Source organism: Serratia sp. JSRIV006 (assembly GCF_019968685.1).
GTDB lineage: Bacteria > Pseudomonadota > Gammaproteobacteria > Enterobacterales > Enterobacteriaceae > Chania > Chania fonticola_B.
This window is the reverse complement of record NZ_CP074137.1, coordinates 4,307,777-4,326,991: the sequence shown is the minus strand read 5'-3', so window position 1 is coordinate 4,326,991 and position 19,215 is coordinate 4,307,777. Positions and strand designations below refer to the sequence as shown.

The following is a 19,215-nucleotide window of genomic DNA, read 5'->3' as shown; positions in this document are numbered from 1 at the left end:
CAGCGAAAGAAATCCTTTCCCACTCAGCACCTGCGCAATTTCTCGCATTTTGGATCCGTGCCGCGCGTAGCAGATTTTTTGTTTGGCGCCAGATAAATGGTATTATCTGTACGTTTTTTGCCTCTCAGGAAATGATATGCCCCAGATCAGTCGATCTGCATTAGTGCCATTCAGCGCTGAGCAGATGTATCAGTTGGTTAACGATGTTCATTCTTACCCCGATTTTCTGCCAGGATGCACCGGCAGCCGGGTGATTGCCGCTTCCCCAAATGAAATGACCGCCGCGGTAGAGGTGGCAAAAGCCGGCATCAGCAAAACCTTTACCACGCGCAATACGCTGCTGGATAACCAAAGCATCAATATGCAGCTGGTCGATGGCCCGTTCCGCAAGCTGATGGGCGGCTGGCAGTTCACCGCGTTAAGCCCCGAGGCGTGCAAGGTAGAGCTGCACCTGGATTTTGAGTTCACCAACAAACTGATCGAGCTGGCCTTCGGTAAAGTGTTTAAAGAACTGGCCGGTAGCATGGTGCAAGCGTTCACTCAGCGCGCCAAAGAGGTCTACAGTGTCTGAGATACGCGTTGAGGTGGTCTATGCGTTGCCAGAACGCCAGTATGTGCGCCAGGTTAAGTTGGCCGCAGGCAGCAGCGTTGAGCAGGCCATCCTGGCTTCTGGGCTGTTAGAGCTACGGAGCGATATCGATTTGGCCAGCAACAAGGTGGGCATTTACAGCCGACCGGCCAAGCTGAGCGATGTGCTCAATGATGGTGACAGGGTAGAGATTTACCGGCCATTGATTGCCGATCCGAAAGAACTGCGCCGTCAGCGGGCGGAAAAGGCAAAAAAATAAGGCGCTGAATGCGCCTTATCTTCATCAGAACGTTGTCTTCCGAGTTGCAGCCTGCGACTGTCATGAAGGATTTCACTCTTCCCCCATGGGCCGGATGACAGCTCCGGCTCGGCTTACTCGGTCAGTGCCGGTTTATTCTGCAGATCCGTCAACACGCCTGCGCTGTCGAACGTCAACGTCAGCGTTTGCTGCGTGATCTTCTCATGGCCTGGCTCTTGGCGGAACACGTAGAACCACGTCTGGGTACCAAACGGATCCTGCATCATTGGCGTGCCCAATGTGTAAGCAACCTGTTGTTGCGTCATTCCCTTGTGGATTTTTGCCACGTCGGTTGGTGTCAGGTAGTTACCCTGGTTGATATCAGGCCGGTAAACCACCTTCTCAAAAGTAGAACAGCCTGCGGTCAGCATCACAAGAACCACAGCGGCAGCTGTCAGCATTTTACAGCGCATAATAATCACATTCCTTTAGGGCATAGGATGCCGATGATAATAGACCTTGCAGCAGTTGGGAACCTTTACAGGGCCTCATTATGACCTCAGGAAAGTAAAAAAGTTATGCGGCCAGCAATTCTTTTGCGTTTGCCAGCGTATTTTTAGTGACTTCACTGCCGCCGAGCAGGCGCGCCAGCTCTTGCAGACGGGCACGTTTGTCCAAGGGAGACATCTGGGTTTCGGTTTCCGTGCCGTCGGTTTGCTTGCTGACAAATAAATGCTGATGACCGCAACCGGCGACCTGCGGCAGGTGGGTCACGCACATAACCTGGGTTGATTCACCCAACTGACGCAGCAGGCGGCCAACAATGGCGGCCGTTGGGCCACTGATGCCTACGTCTACCTCATCGAAGATCAGCGCCGGGGTTTCCATTTTACGGGCGGTAATGACCTGGATGGCTAACGCGATGCGGGAAAGCTCACCGCCGGAGGCTACTTTTGCCAACGGCTGCAGCGGTTGCCCCGGGTTGGTAGAGACGCAGAACTCAACGCGGCTGGCCCCCTCGCTGCTCAGGTATTCCGGTTCAAAGCGGACGTCGATATTAAATTTGCCGTGCGGCATCGAGAGCGCATTCATGCTCTCGGTGATCAGGGTGGTTAACTCGGCCGCATAGTGCTGCCGCTTCTGGTGCAACTGCTCAGCCAGCGCCAGCGCCTGTTGATGATGCAGGTTGACCGCTTCGCTCAGGTGTTGCTGATCGCTGGCCTGTTGGGAAAGCAGCTGTTGCTCATCCAGCAGTTGTTGATGCAGGCCGGGTAATTCTTCCGGTGAAACATGGTGCTTTCGTGCCAGGCTGATTTGGCGCGACAGGCGCTGTTCCAGCTCATGCAGGCGGTTGGGATCGAGATCCATGCGGTCTGCGTAATGGCGCAGTTCATCGCTGGCTTCGCTGATTTGGATCGAGGCTTCTTCCAGCATGTCCAGCAGGCCGCTTAGCTTCTCATCCATACCGATCAGGTCCATCAGCAGGTGCTTGGTGGTGTAGAGCTGGCTGAGCATGTTGTGTTGCTCGTCATCGGCCAGCAGTTGCAGGGCCTGCTGGCTGAGGGTCAGCAACTGGCCGCTGTTGGCCAGGCGCTTGTATTCGCTGTCGATCTGCTCAAACTCACCGGCCTGTGGGGCGAATTCGTTCAGCTCTTTCAACTGGTATTGCAGAAGTTGCTTGCGGGCATCGCGCTCGAGAGATTGTTGCTGATGGTGTGCCAGCTCGCGGCAGCTTTGATGCCATTGGTGGTAAGCCTGGTGCATGGCGGCCTGCAAGGCCGGTTCGCCGGCATAGGCATCCAGCAACTGTTTTTGGTGTTCGGGTTTTAGCAGCAACTGGTGAGCATGCTGGCCGTGGATCTGGATCAGGCGCTGGCCTAGCTCCCGTAATTGGGAAAGGGGAACCGCGGTGCCGTTGATAAAGCCACGGGAGCGGCCATCTGTTCCGATCACGCGGCGCAGCAGGCACTCGTTGCTGTCATCCAGCTGGTTTTGTTCCAGCCATTCGCGGGCGGATGGGGTATCTGCCAGTGAGAAGCGGGCACAGATATCGGCACGGGAGGCCCCCAGACGTACCACGTTGCCGTCGGCGCGGTTGCCGAGGCACAGGCCTAACGCATCAATAGCAATCGACTTACCGGCACCGGTTTCACCGGTGATTGCCGTCATACCCGCTTGAAAGTCGATCTCCAACTCACGAACGATAGCAAAATTGCTGATGGTTAATTGCGCCAACATAGGGACCTTCCTGTTCATAAACACATAACTGTGATTTCATACAGTATAAACTGGTTTTATATACAGTAAAGCGGTTGGCGCCATTTTTAGAATAATTTTTTTGACCAGCCCAGTTTGGTACTCAACGTATTGAAATAGCTGTAGTCCTTGGGGTGGATCAGGTTTAAGTGGAAATCGCTGCGGCGGATCAGTACCTCTTCGCCTTCCTGGATGGGCAGGGCGATCTGGCTGTCGCAGCTGATTTCCAGATCGCTGCCGATATGGGAAAACTTCAGGCGAATGGTGCTGTCACCGTTGATCACCAGCGGCCGGGCGGAAAGCGTGTGCGGGAACATTGGCACCAGCGCGATGGCTTCCAGCGACGGAGTCAGAATGGGCCCGCCTGCGGAAAGCGAGTAGGCGGTGGAACCGGTTGGCGTGGCGATGATCAGGCCATCGGAACGCTGCGAGAAGGCGAAGCGATCGTCAATATAGACTTCGAACTCGATCATGTGCGCCACCTTGCCAGGGTGTAACACCACTTCGTTAATCGCGGTGCTGACGCGGCATTGCTGGTGCTCTTTATGGACGATGGTTTCCAGCAGGAAGCGCTTCTCGTCGATATATTCCCCTTCCAGCACGTCCGCCAACTGCTGGAGTGCGTTGTCCGGGTCGAGATCGGTCAGGAAGCCGAGATTGCCACGGTTTACCCCAATCACCTTGATGTCATAACGCGCCAATACGCGCGCTGCGCCCAGCATGTTACCGTCACCACCCACCACGACGGCCAGATCGGCCCGTTGACCAATCTCCGCCAGGCTGCCGGTATCTACGTCTTTCATACCCAAATCGTGGGCAATCTGGCGTTCAAGGATCACCTTGTAGCCACGGGCAACCAACCATTCGAACAGCATTTCATGAGTAGCCAATGCGGAAGGGTGACGCGGGTGCCCAACAATGCCAATAGATGCAAATTTTTTCTTCATCGCTGCCATTTTCCTCACCAGGGACGGTTTATGCCCCACATTGTGACCGGTTGACTTGAAACCCCGGTTTTGATCCCCATAATAAGCCAAGTTGCGAGATTAATGCTAAAACGCGGAGATATTCATGAGTAGTAAAGAACAGAAGACGCCAAACGAGCAAGCCTCGGAAGAAATGGAACAGCAAGCACAGCACGAGGAAGCCATGGCGGCAGGCGCCGATCTGCGCGATGATCGCATTGCCGAGTTGGAAGCCCAACTGGCTGAAGCTCAGCAACGCGAGCGTGATAGTGTGCTGCGTGCCAAGGCCGAAATGGAAAACGTTCGTCGCCGTAGCGAGCAGGATGTCGAGAAGGCCCACAAATTCGCGCTGGAAAAATTCTCCGGTGATTTGCTGCCGGTGATCGACAACCTGGAGCGTGCGCTGGAGCTGGCGGACAAGAACAACCCTGAACTGGTCGCGATGATCGAAGGGATTGAGCTGACGCTGAAGTCACTGCTGGACGCGGTACGCAAGTACGGCATCGAAGTGGTAGGCGAGCTCAACGTGCCATTCAACCCAGACGTTCACCAGGCGATGAGCCTGATGGAATCAGCCGACCATCAGCCGAACCATGTGATGATGGTGATGCAGAAAGGCTATACGCTGAATGGCCGTCTGCTGCGCCCTGCGATGGTTGCGGTATCCAAAGCCAAGTCTTAATAAGACCTGCTGAGGATAAAGGCACCTTCGTGGTGCCTTTTTTGTGGCTGGATCATTCCTGCGGCAGGTGCGGCACCCAGTCAATCGGTGCCAGGCCTTGTTGTTCCAGTAACTGATTGGTTTGCGAAAAGTGGTGGCAACCCAGGAAACCGCGATGGGCAGAAAGCGGGGAGGGGTGCGGCGCTTTCAACACATGATGGCGCTGGCGGTCGATAAAGCTCCCTTTCTTTTGTGCGTGTGACCCCCACAGCAGGAACACGACACCCTCGCGATTTTCGTTTAGCGCGGCAATAACCTTGTCGGTAAAGGTTTCCCAGCCCAGATTGGCGTGAGAATGCGCGCGGCCACCTTCAACGGTTAATACGGTATTGAGCAGCAGTACGCCTTGCTCGGCCCAGCTTTGCAGGCAGCCGTGTGTCGGGCGTTCAAAGCCGGGGATATCCGTCACCAGCTCTTTGTACATATTGACCAGTGAAGGCGGCGCAGGGATGCCTGGGCGCACGGAAAACGACAGGCCATGGGCCTGGTTCGGGCCGTGATAGGGATCTTGCCCCAGGATCACCACTTTGACGTCTGCCAACTCGGTAAAGCGGAAAGCATTAAACACGTCTTTCTGCGGTGGATAAATGGTCTTACCAGCCTGGCGTTCATTAGCTACAAAGGCGAGTGTATCGAGAAAGTAGGGCTGCTCTTTCTCTTTGCCGATGACGTCGTGCCAGGTGAGGGAGGTAGACATAAGCACTCTCCTTTGTTTTTGTTAGCAATTCATGGTGCATAGCTTACCGTTAACCCCCGCTCGGCGAAACCCGCTTTTTCCATGGGTATGGTGAGCGAGATATACAAATATTTTTGAAAATTTACAAAAATAATTTTAACGAGCAAAAAGGTAAAATTGATATAAAACATAAATTTGCCTCTGCTGCTCATTCGGTTACCCCGTAAAAATTGATTTTAGTCAAAGAATTGACCCGGTTTGACTGGTATACAGAACAACAAGACAACATTGGTTTTACCAAATGGCCGGAAACCACAACCGAGTTTTCGGCGACGTAGAAATTTTTCGCCCTATTACGGAGGCAACAAAATGATTACTGGTATTCAAATCACTAAAGCGAACAATCAAGCACTGGTGAACTCTTTCTGGCTGCTGGATGAAGAGAAATCAGAAGCGCGCTGTGTCTGTGCCAAAGCGGATTACGCGGAAGATCAGATCGTGCCTGTTAGCGAACTGGGCCAGATCGAGTACCGCGAAGTGCCGATGGAAATGCAACCTACCGTGCGCGTAGAAGGTGGTCAGCACCTGAACGTGAACGTGCTGCGCCGTGAAACGCTGGAAGATGCCGTTAAGAACCCAGAAAAATATCCGCAGCTGACCATTCGTGTTTCTGGTTACGCGGTGCGTTTCAACTCACTGACGCCAGAACAGCAACGTGACGTTATCGCACGTACCTTTACCGAAAGCCTGTAATTCTCGGCTAGGTAGACAAAAGGGAGCTTCGGCTCCCTTTTTTAATGCCTTCACGGCAGAAAATAGATTTTGATCACATTAGCTGCAAAAAATAATCATTCCCATTACAGAACTCGTAGGACTCGCCGATAGCTAAATCAGTTCCATTTGGGGCTGTCTATGGATAAGGAGTCTTTATGAGTTTGCCTTTGAGTTTCATCTCGACGATGACGCCCATCACCGAGGTATCTGCTGCGGCACTCCCGGCTCAAGACGCAATAAAACCAGTCCACACCGACGAGCCACAGGTGACAAAAGTTGCTGTGTCGCTCCCCTCTGAAAATAGTCGTAATGCACAAAATCTGTTGGATTCACTGACTCGCGATCTTTCTGCTGCGGTACCTTTGGCCCCAAGGCTGGAGATGTCTCGTGGGCAAGAGTCTCAGCAGGGGGATTACTCTTTGGCGCTATTGGCCAAGGATGTCTACAACCTTACGGGGCAGGGGGCGGAGGGTTTTTCGCGCATGAGTGATAACGATTTGCTGGGTGTTGGCATTGACCCCGCAAGTTTATTGGATACAGCCTCGGGGTTACAGGCGGGTATTTATTCGAATAAGCAGCACTATGTGCTGGCCTTCGCCGGTACTAATGACATGCGCGATTGGCTGAGTAATGTGCGTCAGGCTACGGGGTACGACGATGTGCAGTACAATCATGCTGTGGCAATTGCCAAGAATGCCAAAGCGGCGTTTGGTGACGGGTTAGTGATCACCGGTCATTCGTTGGGGGGAGGGTTGGCAGCAACGGCGGCGCTGGCAACGGGTTCTCTGGCGGTAACATTCAACGCCGCTGGGGTTTCCGATCATACTCTCAACCGTTTCGGTATTAATCCCGCTGCGGCAAAGCAAGATGCAGAATCTGGCGGGATCCGTCGTTACAGTGAACAATACGATATGTTGACGGGGACGCAGGAGTCGACGTCACTGCTTCCCGATGCTATCGGGCATAAAATAACCATTGCCAACAATGAGACTCTGAGCGGCACTGATGCTTGGCGGCCAAGCAAATATTTCGATCGCAGCATGACGGCACATGGCATCGATAAAGTAATCAGTTCAATGGCGGAACAGAAGCCATGGGAGATCAAGGCGAATGCCTAAAAGGTGGTGCAGAGGCTGCTGGATAGCGGCTCTCGTTTTGCCCCTGTTTGGGATCGCTGGGTTATTGATGGTAGCCAAGGAGCACTATATGGAACAGCAAACTTCGCCATTTGCGGGTACCGATATCCTGTCTTTATCACAGGCGGTGGCTGAAGATGACGTTTGGCAAATTAGCCAGCAAGCAACGATTGAACGGCTTTATGTGCGGGGAGATTTGCAGATCACACTGTTGCAGTGGGCGATTCTGCAGCAGAGGCCAGGCAGTGTACAGGCGTTGATACAGGCGGGAGCAGATATTGGGCAGCCTGGTATGGAGGGCAACGGGGCATTGCATACGGCGGCGATGGTTAAGGATGCGCAATATTTACGCTTGTTATTGCAACAGGCTCCCCAGGTTAATATGCGTAATCTGGTCACTGGTGCTACGCCATTAGCCGCTGCCGTGCTTGCGGGGCGGGAGGAGCAGGTGCGTATGCTGTTGAATGCCGGGGCTGATAGTACCTTGAGTGACAGAGTAGGGGATACGCCCTTGCACCTGGCCGCAAAAATCAACGCACCAGAGTTGGCGTTGCTGCTGTTACAAACGGGGGCTGATGCCAAGGCACAAAATCAGCAAGGGAGAACGTTCCAGTATTATTTTGCCCAGACGCCAATGCATTTGCAGAATAGCGAGTTGCGTGAACAGTACCGCCAATTGGAGGTCTGGCTCAAAAGTCAGCAATTGGCTGAGCACTATACTCAGCTTTGAAAATAGAAAAACCGCCCTCTAAGTGATGGCGGTTTTTTGATGGCAGAGAGATTATTCTGCGTCTGGTTTGGCTTTTGGCTTGCGGCGCTTACCGACGTTTTTCGCGTCGCGATGGCGTACCTTCACCTTGGCCTTCTCTTTGTTCTTCAGCTTGTCTTCGATGCGCTTGGCCAGCACCTTCTTCGAGGGCTTACCGTTGCTCTTCTCGCTAGGCACCTTGGTGGATGGACGCAGTTCGTCGATCACGCGGGCTTTCAGTGGCTCATTGAGGTAACGCCCCACTTTGCCCAGCAGCAGATGGTCGTGCGCTTCTACCAGCGAAATGGCGGTGCCTTTACGCCCGGCACGGCCAGTACGGCCAATGCGATGCAGATAGGTATCGGCAGTGCGCGGCATATCGAAGTTGAACACGTGGGTGATATCCAGGATATCCAGCCCGCGTGCTGCAACGTCGGTAGCGACCAGCACGTTGACGCGGCCATCCATCATGCGTTTTACCGCTTCGTTACGCTTGGCCTGCACCATTTCCCCTTCGAGATAGCAGGTGTTGATGCCTGCTTCACGCAGCCAGGCGGCCAGCTCATGCACGCGCTCACGCTTACGTACAAAGATCACTGACTTCTGCACGTCCGGCTGTTGCAACAGATGCACCAGCAGGGCGGTTTTATGCTTCACGTCATCGGCGCGGTAATACCATTGCAGGATCTTTTTACGTTCGCGGCGGGAAGGATCGGCTTCAACCTCAACCGGATCTTTCAGGATACGCTCGGCAAACTCGCGGATCGCTTCGCCTTCCAACGTTGCGGAGAACAGCAACGTCTGGGTACGCCAGCGGGTTTCGGCCGAGATGGTCTCGATGTCTTGCGCAAAGCCCATATCGAGCATGCGATCGGCTTCGTCCAGGATCAGCGTTTCTACCGCGCGGCAGTCAAAGTTTTCTTCTTTGATGTATTGCAGCAGGCGGCCGGTGGTGGCAACCACCACGTCCTGGTTTTCGCTAAAGACTTCGGCGTGGTTCATATACGCCACGCCGCCGGTGATGGTGGCGATATCCAGCGAGGTATGCGCAGCCAATTCACGAGCCTGATCGGCCACCTGCATTGCCAGCTCACGCGTCGGGGTGAGGATCAGTACGCGCGGTGGGCCAGACTTCTTGCGTGGGAAATCCAGCAGATGTTGCAGAACCGGCAGCAAGAATGCGGCGGTTTTGCCTGTGCCGGTCGGTGCCGAACCTAATACGTCGCGCCCGTCCATGGCTGGCGGGATCGCCTCGGCCTGGATAGCGGTGGGGCGATCGTAGCCTTTATCACGCAAAGCGAGGATCAGGCGCTCATCGAGTTCGAGTTCGGAAAAATTGGTTGCTGTCATTATCTACCTCTACTTGGGGCGCCGATTATAGACGGGATGGCCGCAGGGTTCACCCTTTTTAACTTTTACCCTAAATCAGTTTGCCTTATGCTACGCCAGTTTTGTCTGCTGGTGGCCATTGTGAGTAATCAAAATAAAACAAAATCGACCCCGCGCCGCGGCGGTTTTACCTTTAAACAGTTCTTTGTCGGCCACGATCGTTGTGCGATGAAGGTAGGTACCGATGCGGTTATGCTCGGTGCCTGGGCTAGCGTGGATAACGTGCAGCGGGTGCTGGATATTGGCTGCGGCAGTGGGCTGATCGCCCTGATGTTGGCGCAGCGCACGGCTGGCGAGGCCACCATCGATGCGGTTGAGCTGGATAACGCCGCCGCCTTGCAGGCGCGTGATAACGTGTTTGAGTCACCTTGGCCGCAGAAGATCCAGGTGCACAGCCAGGATATCCATCATTTTGCCCAGCAGCATGCCCATTGTTACGATCTGATCGTCAGCAACCCACCGTATTTTGAGCCTTCTGTTGCCTGCCGCGATCAGGCCCGTACCAACGCCCGCTATACGGAAACGCTGACTCACGACGCTTTGCTGGATAGCGCTGAAAGGTTGATAACTGCGGAGGGCCATTTCTGCGTGGTGCTGCCTTACGAGATTGGTGAAGCTTTTGAAGTGAATGCCCACCAACGTGGCTGGCACACCGCACGACGGCTGAACATCAGCGACCGGGCCGATACGCCAAAGCACCGCTTGATGCTGGCATTAGCGCGCAAACCGGTGGCAAAAGAAGAGGCGGAGTTGGCAATAAAACTGGCGGATGGCAGCTACACCACCGATTTCCGCCAGTTGATTACCGATTTCTATCTGAACTACTGAAGCCTCAGGGTTGCAGAATGGTGGGTTTTGGCTCCGGCAACATGTCCGGGTAATCCAGCGTGTAATGCAGCCCACGGCTTTCCTTGCGCTCCATCGCGCTGCGCACAATCAGTTCCGCCACCTGCACCAGATTACGTAGCTCCAGCAGATTGTTGGAGATGCGGAAGTTGGCGTAATACTCGTCGATCTCCTGCTGCAACGTATTGATGCGGCGTAGTGCTCGCTCCAGGCGTTTGGTGGTGCGCACGATCCCGACGTAGTCCCACATAAACAGCCGCAGTTCGTGCCAGTTGTGCTGGATCACCACGCGTTCATCCGAGTCATCCACGCGGCTTTCATCCCACTGCGGTAACTGTTTGGCCAGCTTGATGGCAGGCAGGCGCGTCAGAATATCTTCGGCGGCGGACCAGCCATAAACCAGGCATTCCAGCAGCGAGTTGGACGCCATGCGGTTGGCCCCGTGCAGGCCGGTGTAGCTCACTTCGCCAATGGCATACAAACCGTCCAGATCGGTGCGGCCATGCTGATCGACCATCACGCCGCCGCAGGTGTAATGCGCCGCAGGGACGATCGGGATCGGCTGTTGCGTCAGGTCAAAGCCCAGCGTCATCAGCTTTTCGTGGATCATCGGGAAGTGCTGGGTGATAAATTCCGCCGGTTTGTGGCTGATATCCAGGTACATGCAGTCTGCACCCAGGCGTTTCATCTCATGGTCAATAGCGCGGGCGACGATATCACGCGGAGCCAGCTCACCACGCGGATCAAAGTCTGGCATAAAGCGGCTGCCGTCTGGGCGTTTCAGATGGGCACCTTCACCGCGCAGCGCTTCGGTCAGCAGGAAGTTACGTGCCTGCGGGTGGAACAGGCAGGTTGGGTGAAACTGGTTGAATTCCAGATTGGCGACACGACAGCCAGCGCGCCAGGCCATGGCGATACCATCGCCCGAAGAGATGTCCGGGTTGGTGGTATATTGATAAACCTTGGCCGCTCCGCCGGTGGCTAACACCACCGTTTTGGCACGGTAGGTTTCCACCTGCTCCCGCTCACGGTTCCAGACGTAAGCGCCCACTACGCGCTTGGTGCCCGGCAAGCCGATCTTGTTGGAGGTGATCAGGTCGACGGCGTTGCGGCGCTCCATCACGCAAATATTGGGGTGAGCACTTGCTTTCGCTACCAGGGTAGTCTCTACTTCTTTGCCGGTGGCGTCGGCGGCGTGGAGGATGCGCCGATGGCTGTGCCCGCCTTCCCGCGTCAGGTGATAGCGTTCTTCACCTTGGGAGTTGGTTTCGGTGTCGAACAGCACACCCTGATCGATCAGCCACTGTACGCAGTGGCGCGCATTGCTGGCAATAAACTCGACGGCGTCTTTGTCACACAGGCCGGCTCCGGCGATCAGCGTGTCATCAACGTGCGAGGCGATGCTGTCCGTTTCATCAAACACCGCGGCGATCCCGCCTTGGGCATAAAAGGTGGCGCCTTCATTGAGCGGACCTTTGCTGAGTACAGTAACCTTGCAATGTTGCGCCAGGCGCAACGCCAGGGAGAGGCCAGCAGCACCGCTACCGACGATCAATACATCGCTAACATGTTCAGATGATGGTTGCATAACGTATGATGTGTGCAGAAGAAGAGTGAAATTCATGTTAGCCTACTTGTCCGGGCAAAAGCCACGGACAAGGTGACATCAACAAAAAAACAATGGCGGTATGGAACTTAGCGTTCCGTATGAACTCCAAGCGAGTGCTTGCTCAGGAAAATAATGTATGGCTGGCGGTACAATTTCACGCGTGGAGATAGATTTGGGGAGAATTTACCTCGGATGAGCGAGCAGTTAACGGATCAGGTTCTGGTTGAGCGGGTCCAAAAGGGCGATCAGAAATCGTTTAACTTACTGGTAATTCGTTACCAGCATAAAGTGGCGAGTCTCGTTTCGCGCTACGTACCACAGGGCGACGTGCCGGATGTGGTGCAGGAGTCGTTTATTAAAGCTTATCGCGCACTGGAGTCGTTCCGTGGCGATAGCGCCTTTTACACCTGGTTGTATCGAATTGCTGTCAATACAGCAAAAAATTATCTGGTTGCTCAGGGCCGGCGCCCACCCTCAAGCGATGTGGATGCCAATGATGCCGAAAATTACGAAAGTGCGGGTGCACTGAAAGAAATTTCGAACCCTGAGAACTTAATGTTGTCAGAAGAACTGAGACAGATAGTTTTCCGTACCATTGAGTCACTCCCAGAGGATCTTCGCATGGCGATTACCCTGCGGGAGTTGGATGGTCTAAGCTACGAAGAGATAGCCGCCATCATGGATTGCCCGGTCGGAACCGTACGTTCACGTATTTTCCGTGCTCGGGAGGCTATCGATAATAAAGTTCAACCGCTGATCCAACGTTAGCGATAGCGGACACTGGAAGGGTACTTAGGCATGCAGAAAGAAAAGCTTTCCGCTCTGATGGATGGTGAAATGCTCGACAATGAGCTGCTGAGTTCATTGAGTAAAGATCGGGCGCTTCAACAAAGCTGGCAGAGCTATCACCTAATCCGTGACACGTTACGGGGTGATATCGGGCAAGTCATGCATTTCGATATCGCAGACCGTGTTGCTGCCGCATTGGAAAAAGAGCCCGCTCGTCTGGTTCCTTCGGCAATTCCCGAATCTCAACCGCAACCTCACACCTGGGGTAAACTGCCGTTCTGGCACAAGGTTCGTCCTTGGGCTAGTCAGCTCACTCAAGTCGGCGTTGCCGCTTGTGTCTCTCTGGCAGTGATCGTGGGTGTGCAACAGTACAATCAGCCAACGGCCCAATCAGGCGCGGCTGAAGCACCAGCGTTCAATACGTTGCCAATCATGGGGCAAGCTTCCCCGGTCAGCCTGGGCGTCCCGGCAGACAGTTTCTCAACCGGCAGCGGTCAACAGCAGCAGGTGCAGGAACAGCGTAAGCGTATCAATGCCATGCTGCAGGATTATGAGCTGCAACGCCGTTTGCACTCCGATCAGCTGCAACTTGAACAAAGCAGGCCACAGCAGGCCGCCGTTCAGGTTCCTGGAACTCAGTCTTTAGGAATGCAACAGCAGTAATGAAGCAAATCTGGTTCTCCGTTTGTCTTTTAACGGGCAGCCTGCTCAATTCAAATATCGCCTCGGCGCAGGAACCTGCGTCCGGGGCGTTATTGCAACAAATGAGCAGTGCCAGCCGTTCACTCAACTATGAACTCGCCTATATCAGCATCAGCAAGCAGGGGATAGAGTCGCTACGCTATCGCCATGCGGTGATCGATAAGCAGCCGCTTGGGCAGTTGCTGCATATGGACGGCCCTCGTCGGGAAGTGCTGCAACGTGGCGGTGGGATCAGCTATTTTGAGCCTGGTCTGGAACCGTTCACGCTGTCTGGCGATCACATCGTCGACGCCTTGCCCGCCATCGTGTTTGCCGATTTTGACTATCTGGCGAAATACTACGACTTCATCTCCGTTGGTCGCACCCGCATTTCCGATCGGCCTTGTGACGTCTACCGCGTCGTGGCTCGTGACGGCTCCCGTTACAGCTATGTGGTCTGGATGGATATGGAGACCAAGCTGCCGCTGCGGGTCGATTTACTCGATCGTGATGGCGAAACGCTGGAACAGTATCGGGTCATCTCGGTCGTGGTGGGCGATCAGGTGAAAAACGTCATGCAACCTTTGCTCAAGGCCAATCTGCCACCGCTATTGACCTTACCCGCGGCTGAAGACGTTAAGCTTGCCTGGAATGCCGGTTGGTTGCCCGCGGGCGTTAACGAGGTGGCGCGTAATCGCCGCAAGTTACCGAATGTGGCGGTGCCGGTTGAATCGCGGCTTTATAGCGATGGCTTGTTCAGCTTCTCGGTTAACGTCAGCCCTTCGGGCAGCAATACCAGCCAACAGTTTTATCGTCAGGGCCGCCGCACCATCCAAACCGAAATTCGTAATGGCAATGAAATTACCGTGGTTGGGGAATTACCTCCTTCAACGGCGAAACGCATTGCCGACAGCATTACTTTCAAGGTAGCGCCGCAATGATGAAAGAGTGGGCCACGGTGATCTCGTGGCAACAGGGTGTGGCACAGCTGCGTTGTGAGCCTAAAGCCGGCTGTGGCAGCTGTACCGCACGTTCTGGCTGCGGTGCTCGCGCGTTCGACGAACTGGTGCCTGAAAGTGAACATCACCTGCAGGTGGCAATCGCCCAGCCTCTGGAACCCGGCCAGCGCGTCGAAGTCGGTATCGCCGAAGGCAGCCTGTTGCGCTCGGCGATGCTGGTCTATCTGACCCCGTTATTAGGCATGATGCTAGGCGGTGGCCTGCTGCAATGGTGGTTGGGCAGTGACGCTGCGGCGGCACTCGGTGGGATTTTAGGGGGCTGCCTCGCTTTCCTGATCGCACGCGCATTGGCAAAACGCCTCGGCGAACAGGCCAATTATCAACCCGTGGTGCTACAAATCGGTTTGCCGCCCGGTGCCTTGCGGTTGAATACTGAAACCGAATCCCCGATTTAATACGGCGGCCGCGTCATCGCCGGGTTGTTATAGGCGGGGATGCGGTTGTTGATCATATGCTCCATCAGCGCAATAAACAGATCGGCGCTGAACAGCGAGTCATAACCCAGCGAAAACAGCTCATTACCTTGTAGATCCAGCAAACGAAGGGTGCCTCGCTGCAGATTGCTTTCCAGCCGGTGGATCTTTTCGATCTGAACCTGCGCCTGGGCGATACTCAGCGTCGTAGCGCTAAGCCGTAATGTTTGAGTCGGCTTCTCTTGCCACGAACCAAGCCAGCCCCTACCGCTAATGAGATAGCCGAAGGTCAATATTTCCCCCTGATAAAGCGAATTTAATGCCAGCGGGCCGCGTTGCTGGATCTGTTGCTGGATCAGGGTTTCAATCAGCTGCCGGGAGTGAGAGATATTGCTCTTGATGCTGTACCAGAACCCCGCCTCCGAGGTGCGAAACGCCATATTGTCGTTCAGCCCGCCAAGCAGCCTGCTACCGCGAGAATGGTAGATATCGGCAATCTTTTCAAACGCAATAAACCGTTCTTTATGACTGTGGTGATCCAGCACGCGCACGCCGTGCTCATACAGGCGATAGGTCAGCATTGGCCGCAGATAATGGCGCAATGCCAACAAAGTCGTGCCTAACAGAATGGTAGCCGCGCCGGCTTGCAGTAAGGCCAGAACGTGAGGATCTTCCATGTTGCTCAATAACGGCATTAATAACAGCGCCGCACCGAGTGTGAACAGCAGCGTTACCGCTGCCAAAATGCCCCAGTTGACCTTGGAAAAATCGTGCCGGCTCAGCATTTGCCCTTTATCGATCATGATAAACCTTCCAATCAATGTTCAGAGGAGATGCTGGTGAACTCTGGTGGGCTTGCCGATGTCGTAGTGCCCTGAAGTCTGTTTTTATCCAAAGTTCTTGCCACTTGTAACCGAGGGGCAAAGGAGCGTATATCAGGTTTATCCTAAAGCTTCTGCGTTGCGATTTAACTGTAAGTTATTGATAAAAATATTATTTATTAAAAAATTAAGATTGGGTTTATTGCGTAATCGCGTAATATGTATTACCACCGGGTAAATAGTGTCTGGCCAAGAGGATTGGCGCAATTAACCCACAATTTTTATCAGGCCTTCGCCGCGTTAATATCTGCTTTCATCAACTGCGGCGCGTTGTAACACTAAACTACGTATAATCGAATAGCTTCCCGACACCGATTGCTAGGTTTTCAGTGTTGTGGCATGTAGAATGCTGCGATTCAGGCGAAAAATAGCCGACCCATTCACTGTCGCTTTATGTCCATGCGGGTTCCATAGGCGAGTAATTCAGAAATACCAAGGCAGAAAAACTAATTAAATGAAACACATAAGAAATTTTTCTATCATTGCCCATATTGACCACGGTAAGTCGACGCTGTCTGACCGTATTATCCAAATCTGCGGCGGCCTGACCGAACGTGAAATGGCTGCACAGGTTCTGGATTCTATGGATCTGGAACGTGAGCGTGGTATTACCATCAAAGCGCAGAGCGTAACGCTCGACTATAAAGCCAATGATGGGCAGGTTTACCACCTCAACTTTATCGACACCCCTGGGCACGTTGACTTCTCCTATGAGGTTTCCCGCTCACTGGCTGCCTGTGAAGGCGCATTGCTGGTGGTGGATGCCGGGCAGGGCGTAGAAGCCCAGACCTTGGCCAACTGCTATACCGCACTGGACATGGATCTGGAAGTGGTACCGGTGTTGAACAAGATTGACCTGCCAGCCGCCGATCCGGATCGCGCCGCACAGGAAATCGAAGATATCGTGGGCATTGATGCGACTGACGCGGTGCGCTGCTCGGCAAAAACCGGCGTTGGCGTACCAGACGTGCTGGAGCGTCTGGTACGTGATATCCCGCCACCAGAAGGTGATGCGGATGCCCCGTTGCAGGCGCTGATCATCGATTCCTGGTTTGATAACTACCTTGGCGTTGTCTCCCTGATCCGCGTGAAAAACGGCACCCTGCGTAAGGGCGATAAAGTTAAGGTCATGAGCACCGGCCAAACTTATAACGCCGACCGCCTGGGGATCTTCACCCCGAAACGTGTCGATCGCGACGTGCTGAACTGTGGCGAAGTGGGCTGGTTGGTCTGCGCTATTAAAGATATCCTCGGCGCGCCAGTGGGCGATACCTTGACGCTGGCTCGCCAGCCGGCAGATAAAATGCTGCCAGGCTTCAAAAAAGTGAAGCCACAGGTGTATGCCGGCCTGTTCCCGATCAGTTCCGACGATTATGAAGCCTTCCGCGATGCGCTGGGCAAGCTGAGCCTGAACGATGCCTCCCTGTTCTATGAACCAGAAAGCTCTACCGCGTTGGGCTTTGGTTTCCGCTGTGGCTTCCTGGGTCTGCTGCACATGGAGATCATTCAGGAGCGTCTGGAGCGTGAATACGATCTGGAGCTGATCACTACGGCACCTACGGTAGTGTATGAAGTCGAAACCACCGGCAATGAAACCATTTACGTCGACAGCCCTTCCAAGCTGCCGCCGTTGAATAACATCGCTGAACTGCGTGAGCCGATTGCAGAGTGTCACATGCTGATGCCGCAGGAATATCTGGGCAACGTGATCACGCTGTGTATCGAGAAGCGTGGCGTACAGACCAACATGGTTTACCACGGTAACCAGGTGGCGCTGACCTACGAAATTCCAATGGCCGAAGTGGTGCTAGACTTCTTTGACCGTTTGAAATCTACCTCGCGCGGTTACGCCTCGCTGGACTATAACTTCAAACGTTTCCAGGCCTCGGACATGGTGCGCGTTGACGTGTTGATCAACAACGAACGCGTAGATGCGCTGGCGCTGATCACTCACCGTGATAACGCACAGTATCGTGGCCGTGAACTGGTCGAGAAAATGAAAGAGCTGATCCCACGCCAGCAATTTGATATTGCTATCCAGGCGGCGATCGGCACGCATATCATCGCTCGTTCTACGGTGAAACAGCTGCGTAAAAACGTGTTGGCCAAGTGCTACGGCGGCGACGTCAGCCGTAAGAAGAAGCTGCTGCAGAAGCAGAAAGACGGTAAAAAACGCATGAAGCAGGTGGGTAACGTTGAGTTGCCGCAGGAAGCGTTCCTGGCCATTCTGCACGTGGGTAAAGACGGTAAGTAAGAGCGAAAGCTCGCGTAACTAGGGAGTTTGCATGGCGAATATGTTTGCCTTGATCCTGGCGATTGCCACTTTGGTGACCGGGATCATCTGGTGCTTTGAGCGCTTTAAATGGGCGCCGGCACGCCGGGCGAAAATCGCGGCGGTCAATGCACAGGCGGCCGGAACGGTCGACGAAGCGGCCTTGGCGAAAGTGGCAAGGCAGCCGGGGTGGGTTGAAACCGGGGCTTCGGTGTTCCCGGTATTGCTGTTGGTGTTTGTGGTGCGTTCGTTTATTTACGAACCGTTCCAGATCCCTTCAGGCTCAATGATGCCGACGCTGTTGATTGGTGATTTCATTCTGGTGGAAAAATTTGCCTACGGCGTAAAGGATCCGATCACCCAGACTACGCTAATTGAAACCGGTCATCCCAAGCGCGGTGATATTGCGGTATTTAAATATCCACGCGACACCAAACTGGATTATATCAAGCGCGTGATTGGCGTACCTGGCGATCGCGTGACCTATGATCCGGTGAATAAGCGCGTGACGGTGCAAGAGTCCTGTAATAGTGGCCAGGCGTGTGATACCGCATTGGCGGTCACCTACAGCGATATGCAACCGAGCGATTTTGTGCAGATGTTTACCCGCAGTGGCATGGGCGAAACCAGCAACGGTTTCTTCCAGATCCCTCTGACGGATAACGTGCCACAGGGCGGTATTCGCCTTGGTGAGCGCAAGGAAACTCTGGGCAACGTAACTCACCGTATTCTGACCGTGCCCGGCGCACAAGATCAGATCGGCGCTTACTATCAGCAGCCAGGCCAGCCGTTAGGCGAGTGGGTAGTACCCGCCGGCCATTACTTCATGATGGGCGATAACCGCGATAATAGTGCAGACAGCCGTTATTGGGGATTCGTGCCTGAGAAGAATCTGGTAGGTAAAGCCACGGCGATCTGGATGAGTTTTGAAAAGCAGGAAGGTGAATGGCCAACGGGCGTCAGATTGAGCCGTATCGGTGGTATTCACTAATAGCGTTTTACAAACTGCAGCCAATTAGGCTGCAGTTTGACAGGCAATGGGTCTATATAAACGCAGCAATATATTTCCACTCGTTGTAGAATAGCCCCTCGAGCGATAAAAGTTGGCCCCTTTTGGGCGCCACTGCAAACGAAACAGCTTTGGATTGGCTTTTGGCAAAGCAGGCCTGTTCCGTATGCTGCAAGTTTTTGACGCATTCTTGATCTATTGGTA

At 54.1% G+C, this 19,215-nt stretch carries 20 protein-coding genes; 13 read left to right on the top strand and 7 right to left on the bottom strand.

The genetic code is table 11. The features are described from left to right. Positions 1-136 precede the first annotated feature (136 nt). On the top strand, positions 137-571 hold the full coding sequence (locus KGP16_RS20055) for a type II toxin-antitoxin system RatA family toxin (protein WP_021178920.1): 435 nt from the start codon (positions 137-139) through the stop codon (positions 569-571). After that, positions 564-848, top strand: coding sequence for an RnfH family protein (locus KGP16_RS20050; RefSeq protein ID WP_059201560.1), 285 nt, complete (start codon positions 564-566; stop codon positions 846-848). The genes KGP16_RS20055 and KGP16_RS20050 overlap by 8 nt, the downstream gene beginning before the upstream one ends. Positions 849-961: 113 nt before the next feature. Here the strand turns inward: KGP16_RS20050 and bamE are convergent, their stop codons facing one another. From bamE to nadK, 3 genes are all read right to left on the bottom strand, one after another. Beyond that, positions 962-1,300, bottom strand: coding sequence for an outer membrane protein assembly factor BamE (bamE, locus tag KGP16_RS20045; protein ID WP_021178918.1), 339 nt, complete (start codon positions 1,298-1,300; stop codon positions 962-964). A 103-nt stretch (positions 1,301-1,403) separates the two neighbouring features. Next, positions 1,404-3,065 carry a DNA repair protein RecN gene (recN, locus tag KGP16_RS20040; protein ID WP_059201559.1) on the bottom strand — a complete coding sequence of 554 codons (1,662 nt, stop codon included), beginning with the start codon at positions 3,063-3,065 and terminating at the stop codon, positions 1,404-1,406. An 86-nt stretch (positions 3,066-3,151) separates the two neighbouring features. Beyond that, the gene (gene nadK, locus KGP16_RS20035; RefSeq protein ID WP_021178916.1) at positions 3,152-4,030 is read right to left on the bottom strand and encodes an NAD(+) kinase; all 879 of its coding nucleotides are present in this window, start codon (positions 4,028-4,030) and stop codon (positions 3,152-3,154) included. A 124-nt stretch (positions 4,031-4,154) separates the two neighbouring features. Here nadK and grpE point away from each other — a divergent pair, with 124 nt between their 5' ends. Beyond that, positions 4,155-4,730 carry a nucleotide exchange factor GrpE gene (gene grpE, locus KGP16_RS20030; RefSeq protein ID WP_021807677.1) on the top strand — a complete coding sequence of 192 codons (576 nt, stop codon included), beginning with the start codon at positions 4,155-4,157 and terminating at the stop codon, positions 4,728-4,730. A 52-nt stretch (positions 4,731-4,782) separates the two neighbouring features. Here the strand turns inward: grpE and ung are convergent, their stop codons facing one another. Continuing rightward, positions 4,783-5,466, bottom strand: a complete 684-nt coding sequence (ung, locus tag KGP16_RS20025) for a uracil-DNA glycosylase (RefSeq protein ID WP_021178914.1) — start codon at positions 5,464-5,466, stop codon at positions 4,783-4,785. A gap of 348 nt (positions 5,467-5,814) precedes the next feature. On the opposite strand from ung, the gene grcA reads away from it, so the two are divergent. The 3 genes from grcA to KGP16_RS20010 all read left to right on the top strand — a co-directional run bounded on the left by grcA (position 5,815) and on the right by KGP16_RS20010 (position 8,085). Then, a complete protein-coding gene (grcA, locus tag KGP16_RS20020) occupies positions 5,815-6,198 on the top strand; it encodes an autonomous glycyl radical cofactor GrcA (RefSeq protein WP_021178913.1) in 384 nt (127 codons plus the stop codon). A 176-nt stretch (positions 6,199-6,374) separates the two neighbouring features. Further along, positions 6,375-7,337 carry a phospholipase gene (locus KGP16_RS20015; RefSeq protein WP_223500237.1) on the top strand — a complete coding sequence of 321 codons (963 nt, stop codon included), beginning with the start codon at positions 6,375-6,377 and terminating at the stop codon, positions 7,335-7,337. Further along, the gene (locus KGP16_RS20010) at positions 7,330-8,085 is read left to right on the top strand and encodes an ankyrin repeat domain-containing protein (RefSeq protein ID WP_223500236.1); all 756 of its coding nucleotides are present in this window, start codon (positions 7,330-7,332) and stop codon (positions 8,083-8,085) included. Before KGP16_RS20015 ends, KGP16_RS20010 begins: the two co-directional genes overlap by 8 nt. Positions 8,086-8,136: 51 nt before the next feature. On the opposite strand, the gene srmB is transcribed toward KGP16_RS20010, so the two are convergent. After that, positions 8,137-9,453 carry an ATP-dependent RNA helicase SrmB gene (gene srmB / locus KGP16_RS20005; RefSeq protein WP_021178910.1) on the bottom strand — a complete coding sequence of 439 codons (1,317 nt, stop codon included), beginning with the start codon at positions 9,451-9,453 and terminating at the stop codon, positions 8,137-8,139. Between the two features lie 87 nt (positions 9,454-9,540). Here srmB and KGP16_RS20000 point away from each other — a divergent pair, with 87 nt between their 5' ends. Then, the gene (locus tag KGP16_RS20000; protein WP_209529354.1) at positions 9,541-10,320 is read left to right on the top strand and encodes a tRNA1(Val) (adenine(37)-N6)-methyltransferase; all 780 of its coding nucleotides are present in this window, start codon (positions 9,541-9,543) and stop codon (positions 10,318-10,320) included. Between the two features lie 4 nt (positions 10,321-10,324). On the opposite strand, the gene nadB is transcribed toward KGP16_RS20000, so the two are convergent. Next, positions 10,325-11,926 carry an L-aspartate oxidase gene (nadB, locus tag KGP16_RS19995; RefSeq protein ID WP_021807681.1) on the bottom strand — a complete coding sequence of 534 codons (1,602 nt, stop codon included), beginning with the start codon at positions 11,924-11,926 and terminating at the stop codon, positions 10,325-10,327. Positions 11,927-12,139: 213 nt separating this feature from the next. Here nadB and rpoE point away from each other — a divergent pair, with 213 nt between their 5' ends. The 4 genes from rpoE to rseC are packed head-to-tail and all read left to right on the top strand — an operon-like array spanning position 12,140 to position 14,831. Next, on the top strand, positions 12,140-12,715 hold the full coding sequence (gene rpoE, locus KGP16_RS19990) for an RNA polymerase sigma factor RpoE (RefSeq protein WP_012146382.1): 576 nt from the start codon (positions 12,140-12,142) through the stop codon (positions 12,713-12,715). A gap of 30 nt (positions 12,716-12,745) precedes the next feature. Then, the gene (rseA, locus tag KGP16_RS19985) at positions 12,746-13,399 is read left to right on the top strand and encodes an anti-sigma-E factor RseA (RefSeq protein WP_065686636.1); all 654 of its coding nucleotides are present in this window, start codon (positions 12,746-12,748) and stop codon (positions 13,397-13,399) included. Continuing rightward, positions 13,399-14,358 (top strand): sigma-E factor regulatory protein RseB, encoded by a 960-nt coding sequence (rseB, locus tag KGP16_RS19980; protein WP_071683948.1) that lies wholly within the window; start codon positions 13,399-13,401, stop codon positions 14,356-14,358. Before rseA ends, rseB begins: the two co-directional genes overlap by 1 nt. Next, positions 14,355-14,831 carry a SoxR-reducing system protein RseC gene (rseC, locus tag KGP16_RS19975; protein ID WP_209529352.1) on the top strand — a complete coding sequence of 159 codons (477 nt, stop codon included), beginning with the start codon at positions 14,355-14,357 and terminating at the stop codon, positions 14,829-14,831. Before rseB ends, rseC begins: the two co-directional genes overlap by 4 nt. Here rseC and KGP16_RS19970 read toward each other — a convergent pair. Continuing rightward, positions 14,828-15,652, bottom strand: coding sequence for a hypothetical protein (locus tag KGP16_RS19970; protein ID WP_166733181.1), 825 nt, complete (start codon positions 15,650-15,652; stop codon positions 14,828-14,830). The genes rseC and KGP16_RS19970 overlap by 4 nt on opposite strands. 532 nt (positions 15,653-16,184) lie before the next feature. On the opposite strand from KGP16_RS19970, the gene lepA reads away from it, so the two are divergent. Together lepA and lepB are read left to right on the top strand one after the other, a co-directional pair. Then, positions 16,185-17,984: a translation elongation factor 4 gene (lepA, locus tag KGP16_RS19965; protein WP_166733180.1), complete on the top strand. Its 1,800-nt coding sequence runs from the start codon at positions 16,185-16,187 to the stop codon at positions 17,982-17,984. Positions 17,985-18,015: 31 nt separating this feature from the next. Further along, positions 18,016-18,993, top strand: coding sequence for a signal peptidase I (gene lepB, locus KGP16_RS19960; RefSeq protein ID WP_209529348.1), 978 nt, complete (start codon positions 18,016-18,018; stop codon positions 18,991-18,993). Positions 18,994-19,215: the final 222 nt, after the last annotated feature.